Origin of the sequence: Dysgonomonas sp. GY75, from assembly GCF_015234155.1 — a bacterium.
Lineage (GTDB): Bacteria > Bacteroidota > Bacteroidia > Bacteroidales > Dysgonomonadaceae > Dysgonomonas > Dysgonomonas gadei.
Genome location: NZ_JADCLQ010000052.1, coordinates 273959 through 289752, shown reverse-complemented (window position 1 = coordinate 289752; position 15794 = coordinate 273959). Strand labels below are relative to the sequence as shown.

Annotated in this window: 12 protein-coding genes; 9 read left to right on the top strand and 3 right to left on the bottom strand. The window is 40.1% G+C overall.

The annotated features are described in order from the left end of the window. Positions 1-32 precede the first annotated feature (32 nt). Together hemW and IR083_RS20560 are read right to left on the bottom strand one after the other, a co-directional pair. Positions 33-1163 (bottom strand): radical SAM family heme chaperone HemW, encoded by a 1131-nt coding sequence (hemW, locus tag IR083_RS20565; RefSeq protein ID WP_194225702.1) that lies wholly within the window; start codon positions 1161-1163, stop codon positions 33-35. A 55-nt stretch (positions 1164-1218) separates the two neighbouring features. Continuing rightward, positions 1219-3030 carry an AMP-dependent synthetase/ligase gene (locus tag IR083_RS20560; RefSeq protein WP_194225701.1) on the bottom strand — a complete coding sequence of 604 codons (1812 nt, stop codon included), beginning with the start codon at positions 3028-3030 and terminating at the stop codon, positions 1219-1221. Positions 3031-3255: 225 nt separating this feature from the next. Here IR083_RS20560 and IR083_RS20555 point away from each other — a divergent pair, with 225 nt between their 5' ends. Further along, the gene (locus IR083_RS20555; protein WP_194225700.1) at positions 3256-4779 is read left to right on the top strand and encodes a lipopolysaccharide biosynthesis protein; all 1524 of its coding nucleotides are present in this window, start codon (positions 3256-3258) and stop codon (positions 4777-4779) included. 40 nt (positions 4780-4819) lie between these two features. Next, positions 4820-6940: a S46 family peptidase gene (locus IR083_RS20550; protein WP_194225699.1), complete on the top strand. Its 2121-nt coding sequence runs from the start codon at positions 4820-4822 to the stop codon at positions 6938-6940. Between the two features lie 108 nt (positions 6941-7048). On the opposite strand, the gene IR083_RS20545 is transcribed toward IR083_RS20550, so the two are convergent. Then, the gene (locus IR083_RS20545) at positions 7049-7708 is read right to left on the bottom strand and encodes a suppressor of fused domain protein (RefSeq protein WP_194225698.1); all 660 of its coding nucleotides are present in this window, start codon (positions 7706-7708) and stop codon (positions 7049-7051) included. A gap of 503 nt (positions 7709-8211) precedes the next feature. Between IR083_RS20545 and recR the strand changes: the two genes are divergently transcribed. From recR to IR083_RS20510, 7 genes are all read left to right on the top strand, one after another. Further along, on the top strand, positions 8212-8835 hold the full coding sequence (gene recR, locus IR083_RS20540; protein ID WP_194225697.1) for a recombination mediator RecR: 624 nt from the start codon (positions 8212-8214) through the stop codon (positions 8833-8835). A 100-nt stretch (positions 8836-8935) separates the two neighbouring features. Continuing rightward, a complete protein-coding gene (locus IR083_RS20535) occupies positions 8936-9391 on the top strand; it encodes a BT0820 family HAD-type phosphatase (RefSeq protein ID WP_006799507.1) in 456 nt (151 codons plus the stop codon). Positions 9392-9459: 68 nt separating this feature from the next. Next, positions 9460-9987 carry a GNAT family N-acetyltransferase gene (locus tag IR083_RS20530; RefSeq protein WP_006799508.1) on the top strand — a complete coding sequence of 176 codons (528 nt, stop codon included), beginning with the start codon at positions 9460-9462 and terminating at the stop codon, positions 9985-9987. A gap of 14 nt (positions 9988-10001) precedes the next feature. Then, positions 10002-10565: an L-threonylcarbamoyladenylate synthase gene (locus IR083_RS20525; RefSeq protein WP_194225696.1), complete on the top strand. Its 564-nt coding sequence runs from the start codon at positions 10002-10004 to the stop codon at positions 10563-10565. Further along, a complete protein-coding gene (locus IR083_RS20520) occupies positions 10562-11128 on the top strand; it encodes a pentapeptide repeat-containing protein (RefSeq protein ID WP_194225695.1) in 567 nt (188 codons plus the stop codon). Before IR083_RS20525 ends, IR083_RS20520 begins: the two co-directional genes overlap by 4 nt. A 991-nt stretch (positions 11129-12119) precedes the next feature. Further along, positions 12120-13172: a CDP-glycerol glycerophosphotransferase family protein gene (locus IR083_RS20515; RefSeq protein ID WP_194225694.1), complete on the top strand. Its 1053-nt coding sequence runs from the start codon at positions 12120-12122 to the stop codon at positions 13170-13172. Positions 13173-13889: 717 nt separating this feature from the next. After that, positions 13890-15533: a hypothetical protein gene (locus IR083_RS20510; RefSeq protein WP_194225693.1), complete on the top strand. Its 1644-nt coding sequence runs from the start codon at positions 13890-13892 to the stop codon at positions 15531-15533. Positions 15534-15794 lie beyond the last annotated feature (261 nt).

Here is a 15794-nt window from a genome sequence, read left to right as displayed (position 1 = left end):
GGAGCTTTTTTATTCGGTGTAATAACAGTAGATCATTCTACCCACATCAGGTCGCTCATAATACCATCCGAGATAAAGATGCCTTCACGCGTTAGTTTCAATACATTATCGTTATTGGTTACAAATCCCTGATTGATATACTTCTGTACATTCTTCATGCAATAATCTTTCATTGATGTACCAAAACGGCTTTCCAGCACAACGAGGTTTACTCCCCACATGGTACGCATACCCGTCAGTATAAAATCATTATAACTTGTATTCTTATCCAGACATTCCGTTTCAATAGCCGGATTCGCCTGCCCTATGGCTTCCACATACTTAGAGATAGAGGGAATGTTCCATGCGCGGTTGTGCCCGTCAAAAGAATGTGCAGCAGGCCCTAATCCGAGATACTTTTCGCCAAGCCAGTACGAACTATTATGCTTCGAATATAAGCCATTCCGGGCAAAGTTCGATATCTCATAATGTTGGAATCCGGCAGCGCTCAGGCTGTCAATCATCGCAGAGAACATCTGCACGCTCAAATCTTCATCTACAGGCTTTACATCGCCCAATTTGAACAAACGGTACAGCCGTGTTCCCTGTTCATAGATAAGGTGATAAGATGAGATATGCTGCACATCGAGATTTATAGCCTGTTCCAGATTTCGTTGCCAGATATCCATTGTCTGATTTGGCAGGCCATACATCAGATCGATGCTGATATTGTTATAGCCTGACGACTTACATAAGCTGACCGCGTCTATTGCCCTTTCGGCAGAATGCCTGCGCTTGAGGAATTTCAGTTCATTGTCATCGAAACTCTGGATACCAATACTCAGGCGGTTGAAAGGTAATCCCCGGAGCGTTTCCAAATATTTTGTATCCAGGTCGTCCGGATTGGCCTCCATTGTTATTTCAGCATCAGAGGCAAGCGTAAAATTAGCCCGGATGGTATCAAATATTCTTTGGAAGTCCCCGTATGATAATTGGGAAGGCGTTCCTCCTCCGAAATAGATTGTCTTCACTATCTCATTTGAGATATAATGTTTGCGCAATTCCATTTCCCTGCATACAGCCGATACATAGTTATGCTTGGGGGACATATCGGTGCGGGTGTAAAAATCGCAATAAATGCACCTTGTCTTGCAGAAAGGAACGTGTATATAAATGCCTACCATAATCAGTAAACAGTTAACAGTAAACAGTTAGCAGCCATCAATAAGAAAGCGGAATTCATTCTTTATACATCTTGTCGATGATATCTTTATACTTTTCTGCCACAAACTTACGTTTAACCTTCAATGTATTGGTGAGTTCACCGCCTTCCATTGTGAATGGTTCGGGCAACAGCCAGTATCTCTTAATCTTTTCGTAAGGGGCAAAGTTAGCCTGTAACAATTCGATGCGGCCATCGAGCATACGCAGAATATCTACATTCGAGAGCAATTCTTCCAGTTTATCATATTGAATATTGTGAGCCTCTGCATATTCTTCCAATGCTTTATAGTCCGGTACAATCAGGGCGCTCACAAACTTGCGTTCATCCGCTATAACAGCTATCATGTCGATAAACTTATCTTCAGACACTTTTGTTTCTATCGCCTGAGGAGCAATATATTTTCCGTTAGCCGTTTTGAAAAGGTCTTTTATACGCTCGGTCAGGAACAGGACATTGCCCTCCAGTCGTCCGGCATCACCTGTGCGGAAATAGCCATCTTCGGTAAATACTTTAGCCGTTTCTTCCGGTTTTTTATAGTATTCGCGCATAACGGTTTTTCCTTTCACCAGTATCTCGTTGTTTGCAGGATCTATCCTTACATCCACCTCCGGCATAATAGTGCCGATGGAACCTATTCTAAATCCTTTTTCCGGATAGAAACTAACGGTCGCGCTGGTCTCTGTTAATCCGTAACCTATTATTATAGGTATGTTCACCGATTGCAGGAACTCGTTTATAGAGTCTGACAGTGGTGCTCCGGCACATGGAAATATATTACCATTCTGAATGCCGACAACCATCTTCAATACACGAAATACAGTATTATTATATAAGAAGAATTTGATTCTCAAGCCAAAAGGCGCACGTATTCCATTATTCTTATAATCAAGGTTATATCTCTTGCCTGTTCTGATCGCATGAGTATACAACCACTTCATAACTCCCTTCGAATCTGCAATCTTCTCATGTACCCCGGCGTATACCTTTTCCCAAAAGCGGGGAACACTGCACATAATACTTGGCTTAACCTGCTGTATAGATTTCTGTATTTCTTTTGCATCCTGATTGATGGCAATAGTCATACCCTTATGAAGTGCATAACACGTCCATGCCCGCTCGAAGATATGTGCCAGAGGGAGGAAATTCATTGAGACATCTTTGTTGGACGTCATTGTCAACCGCATATCGTGAATACGAAATACCTGCAAGAAACAAGAATGAGGTATTACAACACCCTTAGGCTCGCCTGTTGTACCCGAAGTATATATTATGCAAGCGATATCGTCTTCTTGTCTCGATTTCATCCGTACACGCACAATAACTTCCGTATTGGAATTCTCTCCTGAAGCGATAAAATCATCGAAATAAATAGATGTCTTATCTTCGGGATGGAACTTTACCTTGTTATCGAATACAATTATCCTTTTCAGTACCGAAGATCCGCTCTGCTGTACCTTAAAAGCATTATTATACTGGAACTGCTCTCCGGCAAACAATAATTCGACATTCGCATCATTGACTATATATTCTACCTGTGTAGGAGAAGAGGTCGCATATATAGGCACTGATACGCATCTGTTGGCATACGAAGCAAAATCGGCAAAAAGATACTGAGGCATATTCTGGGAATAAACCGCGACCTTATCACCTTCATTTACACCTATTTCAGCCATAGCCCATGCCGTCTTCATTACGTTATCCGAAAACTTCTTCCATGAAATACTCTTCCATTTTTTCTCGTAAGGGTTCCTATACTTCAGGGCTGTTCTTTTCCCATATCTGATGGCTTGGCGATGCACCAAAATAGATAAATGATAATAGTTCATGGAAATTCTTTTTGATTCGTAATTGCTACAAAGGTAGTCTTAAATATGGAAAATATATTATGTAATTGCAATTTTTATAGTTGCACAAACACCCATTGTCAAGCCAATCAAACAAAGATGTATAAACGGTTTGCCCTCTTGTTTTCGGGAGTATGGCAAAAAGTTATAACCTATAGCTTATAACTCATAACTTATTTTACTACTTTTGTAGCCAAATAATTTTCTATGGCAGGTAGTGGAATGAAGAGTTTGGCGAAAGATACTGCAATCTACGGATTGAGTAGTATTCTCGGCCGTGTTCTCAATTGGTTTCTGATGCCACTGCACATCAGCATTTTCACCAATACTATCGAATATGGGAAAGTCAGCCGTATATACGGACTTACGGCACTGTTTCTGGTATTGCTGACTTACGGACTGGAAACGGGTTTCTTCCGATTTATGAATAAAAAGGAAGAAAACGCGGATAAGGTATATTCTACCTCATTGATAACCATAGGCTGCACCTCACTGCTCTTTATATTGTTCTGTATCTGCTTCATTACGCCCATTTCCGAATGGCTCAGATATACGGACCACAGGGAACATATAATGATTATGGCAATCGTAGTTGCCCTGGATGCTTTCATGACCATTCCTTTCGCATATTTGAGACAACAAAAAAGGCCGAAACGGTTTGCCGCACTGAAACTCGCCTTTATTTTCTTCAATATATTTTTCAATCTGTTCTTCTTAGTATTTTGCCCATGGATAAAGGAGGCTTACCCCGATTTTATACTGAATAAGTTTTATCATCAGGATATCGGTATAGGATATATATTTCTAGCCAATCTTATATCTACGCTGGCAGTATTAATCTTGTTGATACCAACAACGATGAAGGGATTGAAGATAGACTTTGACAAAAGCCTGCTGGGCCGCCTGCTGAAATACTCCTTTCCGCTGCTCATGCTGGGACTGGCAGGAGTTATCAGCCAGACCGTAGCGCAACTGGTGTATCCTTATCTTCCTTTTGACAGTGTCGAAGAAGCCGACCGCCAGTTGGGGATATACAGCGCCTGTGTCAAATTCTCGGTCATAATATCTATGTTCATCCAGGCCTTCCGTTACGCTTATGAGCCTTTCTTCTTCGGGAAAAACAAGGATGGGAAGGACAATACCAAGTCTTATGCGGACGCAATGAAGTATTTCATCATATTTGTGCTGCTGATATTTCTGGTAGTAATGTTCTACATAGATATTATCCAGTATATTATGCATAGAATAGGCCGTAATTATGCCATAGGGCTGGACGTTCTGCCATACGCCATGATGGGTGAAATATTTTTCGGTATCTATTTCAACCTTTCGGTATGGTATAAGCTGACCGACAAGACCAAATACGGTGCATATTTTTCCATACTGGGGTGCGTCATACAGGTAGTAATGAATATCGTTCTGGTTCCTATTTACGGCTATATAGCCAGTGCATGGGCAACATTCGCCTGCAACCTGATAATCGCTGCCATATCGTACTTCATAGGACAAAAGTATTTCCCTATAAAATATGACCTGAAGAATATATTCCTTTATTTCGTTCTGGCAACCGTATTTTATATAGCTGCGATGTATCCGCAAATAGATAATGAGTTGTTGCGTATGGGATACCGTACATTATTCCTCATCGCTTTTGCAGCGATTGTGATAAAAAAGGATTTGCCTTTAAGTGAAATACCCATTATCAACAGGTATTTCAAGAGAAATAAATAAACTAAAAAACAATCAATTAATCAATAATAATTATAAATCAATGAGAAAGATATTTCTATTTTCAATCCTCTTCCTCTCGGCCCTGCTGGTAAAGGCAGACGAAGGTATGTGGTTGCTGAAAGAGCTGAACAAACAAAGTCTGGCTCGTATGAAAGAACTGGGTTTTTCGTTCCCGGCCGATAGTATTTACAGTGAGACAAACCCATCGCTGAAAGATGCGGTAGTAATCTTCGGTGGCGGATGTACCGGAGTTGCCGTTTCCGACCTGGGATTGATCTTCACAAATCATCACTGTGGCTACGGAAACATTCAGAAACTTAGTTCGGTAGAGCACGATTACCTGAAAGACGGTTTTGTCAGCCAGGCTTTTGCCGATGAATTGCCGGCAGAAGGATTAATGGTTGCTTTCCTGCAAAAGACAGAAGACATTACAGATTTCGTGACCTCTACTCTGTCGCCTGATGACAGCGAAGATGTGCGCGACCAGAAGATAGATTCATTATCGGAAGTATATCTGCAAAAATACAAGGGAAATGAATTTATACGTGCGCAGGTAGTACCGTTCTATTCCAACAACAAATATTATGCGGTTATATACGATGTCTTCCGCGACGTAAGGCTTGTTTTCACTCCACCTTCATCCGTAGGTAAATTCGGAGGGGAAACAGACAACTGGATGTGGCCACGCCACACAGGTGACTTCTCTGTATTCCGCGTATACGCGAACAAGGACAATCAGGCTGCGCGCTACAGTGCCGATAATGTGCCTTACAAGCCTAAATATTCCGTTCCTGTATCCATACAGGGATTCAAGGATAAGGATTACGCCATGACCATCGGCTATCCGGGAAGTACCGAACGCTACATGTCATCGTGGGGTATCAACCAAATGGTAGAATCGGAACACAAACCTCGTATCGAAGTACGTGGGGCGAAACAGGATATCTGGAGAAAAGCGATGAACGCAAGTGACGCTGTACGCATTAAATATGCAAATAAATACGCAGGTAGCTCCAACTATTGGAAAAATGCAATGGGAATGAATGAAGCCATCGCAAAGCTGGATGTAATAAAAGATAAAGAAGACCTTGAAACGAGATTTTCCCAATGGGTATCTTCATCAAACAACCAAGCTAAATACGGGGATGTATTACCGATGCTGAAAGAAGGTTATACTTCTACAATGGATGCTGCAAAAATACAGACATACCTGTTCGAAACATTCTACAACGGTATAGAAATAACCCGTTTTGCCAATACAGCTTTGTTTGTCAGCAAAATGGACGAAGGAAATAAAGGTGACGAATTGAGAAGCCGCATGACTAACGTTTATAAGGACTACGAGCCGTCTCTAGACCGTGAAGTAATGCCTGTATTGCTAAAATTATATGCGGAACGTGTGCCTGCGGCATACCAACCGGCTATATATGAAACTATCAACAAGAAGTTTAAAGGCGATTATGATAAATACGCCGACTGGTTCTATAAAAATACAAAGCTGACAAGTCTGGACGGAATAGTAACCCTTATTGCCAACGGTAAAGCTAAAGATATAGAAAAAGATCCTGCGATAGAACTGGCAAAATCGCTTGAACCATGCCTGAAATTGCTTCAGAAAGACTCTGCCCCATATCATGCGCAAATAGAGAAGGGCGGACGCTTATTTATGGCGGGATTGATGGAAATGGAGCCGAATAAAGTATTCTCTCCGGACGCTAACTTCACCCAACGCCTGAGCTATGGTTCTATTGGCGGATACAAGCCTGCCGATGCTGTAACATACGATTACTATTCTACCTCGAAAGGTGTTTTGGAAAAAGAAAATCCGAACGACCCCGAATTTGCCGTACAGGAATATATCCTTAACGACCTGAAAGCAGGTGACTTCGGCCAGTATGCTGACGCAGACGGTAAGATGCATGTAAACTTCTTATCTAACAATGATATAACCGGAGGCAACTCGGGAAGTCCTGTTTTCGATGGAAAAGCTCAACTTATCGGTCTGGCTTTCGATGGTAACTGGGAAGCGCTGAGCGGAGACATTGTTTTTGAGCCGGAAGTGCAACGCACTATCAGCGTGGATATTCGCTATGTACTTTATACAATAGATAAAGTAATGAAATGCCCCCGTCTGATTCAGGAACTGAAAATTATAAAATAAGGAATACGTTAAAATAAAAATGGCTGCCGATTATTTTCGACAGCCATTTCTGTTTTATACAAATCGGCGTTCTGACTGTTTTTACGCCATTTCTGAAAACACACTTTACTATCGCCGGTCTAAATCTGTTATCATCAAGGGATTATTGGCCTTCATTTCCTCCAGTACTTTCTTCACTTCTTCATAAACCGAGTCACTCGATTTTATCCGGTCCATCTCTCCGGAGGTAAGTCCGACCATCTGCAAGAAAGCCACTTCTCCATGCGGAGTCTGTATTTTTTCCATTTCGGGGTCGAGAGTAAAAGCAACTCCCACTATGTCGATTTCCTTTTTCCCGCCTACCCGTATAGGGCCGTTGGCAGGGATTACATGGTTTTCTTCAAACCAGCGGCCGCTTTTTATCACATAGCGTGCCAGGTTATTCATCAGGTTAACAACCCATGTAGGGTCTTCCCCGTCTTCTTCGAAAGGCTTGAGGCGAAAAGTAAATTCAAAACCCCATTTACTAAATTCACCACCCGCAGCCTCTTCATTATAATAAAGTTCCGACATGCCATAACTCACCAGATGACGATGAAATTCCTGATTACGGGAATCGAAAATACTGACTCCGTCCAAAGGGTCTTCACCGCCAACCATATAATGCAGTTGGGGAGCATAATGACGGGGTTCAGCATCTCCATATAGTTTTTCTATTGCTTTGTCTATTTCCCACCACCCTACGGCATCATCTTCATCGAAGAGGTTTTTATATTCTTTCTGTGTCATATATGTTTAATTGGAGGTTTAAAGATATAAAAAATTAAAGAAGTAGTAATCCTGATTTTTTAGGGCAAACGCACGAAATTATTTAATTTAGTCAGTACGATTGTTCCGAAATTTTATCTATATACCGAAGAGGCCGTTGATTCTTTGAAAATTCGCCCTAATAAAAACATGCCTATGAAAAAACATAAAAAAGTGTCAAGTTTGTCAAGTTTTATACTTAAAGCCTAAATGTAAAAAAATAGAAAGTTAAAAGCAAAAGATGGATTTAAAAAAGTTGAAATGGAAAAATATAGTAAAAGCTGTCAAGTTTGTCAGGTTTTAACAATATAATGCAAATATAGGTTAATTGAATCATGGTTAGAAAAAGTATTCGTTAATAAACAGCTCCGGAATGTTACATATTAAACCTCCGACGATGAGCTTCTTTTATCATGCTACTACATATGATAAATGAAAACTCTCAAAATATTTCTATCTTTGAACTTCTATTTTGAGTAATATTTATGAATCAAAAATATCCTTCCATACTGCTGGAGAATGCAGTAAATGAATTTGCCCGCCTACCCGGTATAGGCCGTAAAACAGCGCTACGCCTTATTCTGCATCTGCTGAGGCAAGATGACGCGATGGTAGATGGTTTTGCACAATCGCTGGTCGCCCTGAAACATGAAGTAAAATACTGCAAGGTATGTCATAATATCAGTGACGCTGAGGTATGCCCTATTTGTCAGGATAAGTCACGGGACGCCACAACAATCTGTGTGGTGGAAAACATAAAGGAGGTAATGGCTATTGAAAACACCATGCAGTTCAGAGGACAGTATCACGTACTTGGCGGCATCATTTCCCCTATAGACGGGATAGGCCCTGCCGACCTGGAGATAGAAAGCCTGGTGGAACGTGTGTCGCAGGGAAATATCAATGAGATCATCCTTGCCCTGAGCACTACAATGGAGGGTGATACCACTAACTTCTACATCTATAAAAAACTGGTGTCTTATGATGTAAAGGTATCCATGATAGCCAGGGGAATCTCCATCGGAGATGAAATAGAATACGCCGACGAGGTCACTCTCGGACGTTCGATACTGAACCGGACCCTATTCAACGAATCGTACAGGATGTGAAAGTGAAGAATTATTCAGCAGCTCGCAACTGTAATTTATTGTTATATTTGCATTATTCTTAACAACAATACAATATTGAAACTTGTAATCAATCAAACATATGGTAATCGCAGTAGATTTTGACGGAACAATTGTAGAGCACGAATACCCTAAGATAGGCAGAGCAATACCTTTTGCCATAGAGACGTTGCTCCAACTACAGAAAGAAGGGCATATTCTCCTCATGTGGACAGTACGCGACGGCGACTTACTTCAGGAGGCAGTAAACTATTGTGAAAAGAAAGGCCTGAAATTCTATGCAGCCAACAAGAACCATCCCGACGAAGATGTATCGACCGCCTCACGCAAGTTGAATGCCGAAATGTTTATCGACGACCGCAATCTGGGCGGGTTACCCGACTGGGGAGTTATCTACCATGCAATAAAAGCAATGGAAAGAGGCGAAACTTCGTTTGAAAGAATAATGATGTCATCTGGTGAAAACCAACGTATACGACGCAGGAAGAAGAATTTCTTTATCCGTCTGGGGGAAATGTTTGAGAACAACAGATACTGAAATAATTAAGAATACAGAGTGGTGCAGGCTATTTGTAATGCATCATTTATAACTCATTATCAGAAAACATGTTGCTAAAGAATACACATATATCGTTAAGAGCTGTAGAACCGGAAGATTTGGATCAGCTCTATGGTTGGGAAAACTCCACTGCGCTGTGGGTTCACGGCAATACGCTTGCCCCATATTCAAAGCTCGTATTGCGACAGTATATAAATGATGCATTGGAAATGGATATCTTCCAAAGCAGGCAACTGCGCCTGATGATAGACCTGACCGAAGATAAAATCACTATCGGAACAATAGACCTATATGAAATAGACGCGCATAACCGTCGGGCCGGTATAGGAATACTGATAGACGAAACATATCGCAAGAAAGGCTATGCTTCGCAAGCTCTAAGCCTGATGGCCGATTATGCTTTCAATTTCCTATACCTTCATCAGTTGTATGCATACATATCCGTCAGCAATATAAAGAGTATCGGACTTTTCTCCAAAGCCGGATATAAAGAAGTAGGCATACTTAAAGACTGGATACAAAGAGGCGATAAGTTTGAAGATGTACAATTATCTCAATTAATTAACAACAAGTAGTTTAAACGATTATAATGAACGAAGATATAAAAAAGGCATTCGAGGTACTGATAGCAGGGGGCCTTATCCTTTACCCAACCGATACTATCTGGGGAATCGGCTGCGATGCAACCAATGAGGAGGCAGTACGGAAAGTATATGAATTGAAGAAGCGTGTAGATAGCAAAGCGCTTATTACACTGGTAGACAACCCTGTGAAGCTCGATTTCTATATAGATGGAGTGCCCGAAATAGCATGGGACCTGATAGAAGTATCTGATAAGCCTCTTACCATAATATATGATAATGCCCGCAATGTGGCACCCAACTTAATAGCAGAAGACGGGAGCCTCGCTATTCGCGTTACAAAGGAAAGCTTTTCACAAGAGCTTTGTAAACGTTTCCGCAAAGCGCTTGTTTCTACATCCGCCAATATAAGTGGGGAACCCTCTCCCGCAAATTTCAGTGAGATCAGTGATGAGATCAAAAACGGAGTGGATTATATTGTCCAATACAGACAAAACGATATTTCCAAATCAAAAGCATCAAGCATCATAAAACTGGGCAAATCGGGAGAAGTAAAAGTAATAAGGGAATGACAGTTATACATGAAGATAAGCTATTGGAAATCATATCCTACACCAATGGGATAAGTAAAGAAACATTTGACCAATGTACATTTTCGAAATGCGATTTCTCTAATGCCAGAATTACAGGTTGCAGTTTTACCGATTGTGTCTTTACCGACTGTAATTTCTCCATGACTGATCTATCGCAAACCACATTGAATAACGCAGAGTTTAGAAACTGTAAAATACTGGGTGTGAAATTCAACCACTGTCACGATTTTATTTTTCAGGTGGGTTTTGATAAATGTATGCTGGACTACAGCTCGTTCGAGAAACGGAAGATGATAAAAACACATTTCAAAGATTCATCGCTCAAAGGTGTAGACTTCGCAGGTGCTGATCTCAAGCAATCGAAATTCATCAACTGCGACCTGAACGAAGCTATATTCTACAATTCTAATATACAAGAGGTAAACTTCACCTCTGCATTCAATTATATAATAGACCTTAGTCAAAACCAGATAAAAAAAGCCCGCTTCTCGAAGGACGGATTAGCCGGATTGCTGAGCCAATTTGACATTGTGATTGAATAGAAATAATAGGGATGATGAATAAGGTTTTATTTTTTCATAAAAATTTATCTATGTATATAGCCGATAGCTTGTAGCCGGTAGCTCTTTGAAATTTTGAATGGCATATAAGTAAATGACTGAAAAGGTAGTTACGTTTGTTACATTTTAATGTTGGATTTTTTTCAGCTCCACTTCGTTTCGCTTAAACGTTCATTTTGGCATTGCCCAAAACGAACCAAAAGGCTAGCGCTCCATTCCTCGGCGACCCAGAACCGCAACTTCGGTGGAGCAAAATAATACGGAACCACCTTTAGCCGGATTATCAGTCGAGTACAGCAGCTACCGTATTTTGCTCTACACCTCCGCTTTACGGATTGGGTGCCCGCCTGCGTCACTAATGCGCAAGGGCGGACGCCATAGTGAGGGCAAAGCCCTTAATCAAATATGCATCAGCCTTATCGTGCATCAGCCGACGCCATTTGCTTTATGGACGGGGTACCCATAGGGCGAAAAAGGCTGAAAAACGAAAACGTGTTTGAGCTTATCGACCGATTCGTATTATGCTCTATTGAGAGCGAGTTTTTTCGTTTAGCCTTTAAGCCTGTTATGGGTCGGCCTTTAAAGCGGGCGTCAAAGCATTTTTGATTACTTTTTTTGCTTAGGAAAAAAGTAATACAAGCAATCTTTGATTGCGCGTAGTAGAAAAAAATCCAACAATTTTATACTACGATATACTACCTCAACTACCGATTGGCTTTAGTTATTAATTGTTTTCTGTGTTACCTTTTAACTATATACAGTTAACGAAAACAAAAACAACAGGATAAAAGCAATGAAAAGCTGTCAGATGTGTCAGATTTTAACTAAACGTGGTTAATAAATAAGAATTAAACGAATGATTATGGCTTGCAATTTTTCGTATGTTTACCATCAGTTAATTTCACATTAAGGTTGTTCTACCTTATCTTTTTTATATTTTTGTGCTCGGAATGATAAATTGATGCCTGTATTCATGAAAAAGTATTTGTTTTTTGTTTCATTATCATATTCATATACCATCCTTCGTCCTTTACAAAACGAAATATGGAGAAGAGGTGATGATGTAGCATGGTATATTGAAGATTCTGCTCCCGTATGCCTGCATGATAATGAGAAACAATTGAAAACAATCAAAGAAGTCATGGAATACAACCCCATTGCAGTATTCGTTCCGGGGGTACGTGTTTATGATTTTTTCCCGGGACTGAAAGTAGAAGTATTCCACGGATTATACTACAAACGAGGCGATTATGGCGACCATTACAAAATCCGGGGATTCTTCGATATTTACTGTACTACCAGCCCAATGTTCACACCCCGCTTTAAAGAATTGGAACAAAAATACGGATTCTTCAAGGTATATGAAACCGGCTGGAGTAAGTTTGACGGGTGGCTTCCCTCTCCTGAAAGCGAAGCCTCAAATACTAAACCAACTATTGTATTTGCACCCACTTTTACTAAAAATATGGAATCAGCCTCAGTCCTTCATGATAAGATAGAAGAACTACTGAATAAGAAAGACTGGATATGGTTGTTCTCTTTTCATCCGAAGATGGATAAAGAAACTGTTGACCGTTATAAAACTCTGGCTCAACAATATGACAATGCTATTTTTTGTGAAACGGAGGATAAGGCAGACCTGTTCCGGCAATCAGATGTAATGTTAAGCGATACCTCTTCAGTTATTTATGAATACCTCTGGTTCAATAAGCCGGCGGTAACATACAAAAATACTTTCCCGGCTAATCATCTTATAAACATAGACACCCCTGAGCTTCTCGAAGAAGCATTGGAAAAAGCCTTGAAACGGCCGGCTGATCTGATGGAAAACATCAGGCTGTTTATGGAAGAAGTACATCCTTTTCGTGATGGTAAATCGTCGGCTCGTATTCTTGATTCTGTCGATGACTTCATTGCTAATTATAAAGGTAAGATAAAAAAGAAGCCTTTGAACCTGTATCGCAAATACAAGCTTCGCAAGAAAGCCGGATACTTTCCTTTTGGCCCCTGCTATAAAACACTCTGAATAATCTGTTTATATAGGAAGGGTTCATCTGATTATTTATATTGAGACGGAATATTCTTTACCGGGATTCATTCGATATCATAACAATTTTCTTATACTTTTTCCGGTCAATTGACCAGCGCACCTTTTCTGACAACATTTAACACATGTAAAGTCCATTTTTTGACCAACAAACCCATAACACACTACACATAAGCACAAAACAGACACATATACACGAAAAACATGTCACATATTGATATTATTAATTTAAAACGACCATATATCGCTTACAAAAGAAGCAAATAGACTTAAATATCCCCTTTTGATAAGTTTTGATAAATTATTTTTACTACCGAAGATTTAATAAAGACAAAAGACTCAAATTCAAAACAATTTGATTTTAGCAGTAATGAAATGAAGCGAATAAAAAGCTATCATTTAAAGTTTGCGCCTGTCTGTTTTTTTAGAAAGCAGCAACAGTTAGCAAGTTAATTGCAATATAAGTGTAATGATAAATAAAAGTATCTACCCATCTGAGAAATTTGCCTCTATCTTATCTTCTTAATTTTTTCGTTTATTATCAATAAATTATGCATTGAATACTTTATCATAAAATTTACAACATCGCCTACGAGACTTAGCACGTTATCAGACTATTTTGAACAGACATTAAGACATAAGACAAAATTAAGACATAAGACAAATTCATAATAAAAAACGTTAATAAATTTTGACATGAAACTACAAACACACAGATTTTTGCACCTGTTGCTGTTGGCAATAATTATTTCGGTACAGGTCGACGCACAAGTGACTGTTGGCTCAAATCTTACTCCTTTAGATGGTGCTTTACTTGATTTGAAGCAAAATGATAATATCAATTCCAATTCTACAAAAGGTCTTCTCAATGCACGTGTATATCTGATAGGGCTGGATAAGATGGATCCATGTATAAAAACTGAAGATCTTCAGGCCGGAGACAAAGAATCACACATTGGTTTATTAGTTTATAACATCACAGATTCACTGGAGGTCGGCTTATGCCCGGGCTTACATGTATGGGATGGCACTCAATGGATAAGATTACCGGAACCATGTTATAACCCTCTTGATCCAGAATTGATAAATTCTCCGAATTGTTACATTGTCCCGCCCAATGGAGGAGTGTCTGAAGAAATACCTGTAGGCAAACCCTATCTGGTATGGGAACAGCGCTCCGATTTAGGGACTTTCGATGACAAAGCAAAAGTTTCTGTTGATCTGATTTGGCAAGATAAAAAAGACCTTATAGAAAAGGTTGAACTGTCGACTGGAGACAAAGGCGGCTTTTCTAAATTTAAAGTTACAACTAAGGCTGGAAGCACTGAAGGTAATGCTTTGGTTGGTATCCATATAGGCCCTAACGGAAATGCCACAGATCCCATATATTGGTCATGGCATATATGGGTAACAGGTTTTGATCCTGAAGCTACATCATATACACATGATAATGGTGAGGCTACTTATATTTTTATGGATCGTAACCTGGGGGCTGTAAAAATGGACGCAGGAGCTGCACCTTCCGAACCTTATTTCGAAGATGCCATGGGATTACTATATCAGTGGGGAAGGAAAGACCCTTTCACTGCTTCCGCATCATTTTATAATGATCCTGATATACGTGAGTTATATGACATCAACAATAATGTACTGACAGAACAAAATGAATTTGACTTTTCGGGTGCTTCCGGAAGTGGAATAAAACATGTAGAAGTCGTAGCAAATACAGTTTCCAACCTAAAAAAATCAATACAAAACCCTACGACTTATTACTATGGGGAATATAAGTCTTCATTTCCTCCTTTCGACTGGTTTACATCGGACGATACAGGGGCAGGAGGAGACAACTCCTTATGGGCTGAAGCAGGTAAAAAATCAATGTTTGATCCTTGCCCTGCGGGATGGCGTGTCCCGGCATATAGTAGTGCAAATAAATCTCCTTGGGCCAAATTCGAATCGGCCGGATGGGATCCTGCTCCAAATGTTACTAAAGCCGGAACCGGCGGAGGATACGGAATCGGACTTATGCTCAACGCATACGCCTCTACCAGCAGAACTGAACTGGGCTTTTACCCCTATGGCTTCGAACGTATAGCCAGACAATTTTATAAGCCGGGAAGTGTCGGTAGCCAGACAGGGGCTGTGGCAGGTGGATTATTCACCTATTCCATCGAAGTATCTAATCCGACAGGATATTATTGGACTGCAACTCCGAAAGCTGGAGAATCTTCAGCCAAAGCTGAAGTTATTAACTATTCTCCTTTCGAAGGACCAGTTGTATCTGCAACAACAGCTTCCAGGTCGATGGGCGCATCAGTGAGATGCGTTAAAGATCAATAAAAAACAACTTTTAATATATCATTGTTTATATCCGAAAGCTTTCGATACCCTTTATCAAAGACTTTCGGATATATTCGTAAATAAGTATTGATATTCAGGGGTAAAGTTTTACCTACGTCCTCTTTATATTATAGCAAGGTTTTCAAATCGATAGCAGCTTTACAGTCAATTATTTTACTTTATTCAGATCAATTAGGATTATAGATTTAAGAGCTTAATTGTAATATAATTCGCTGTAAGAGTTTTTCCGTATATTTGTAA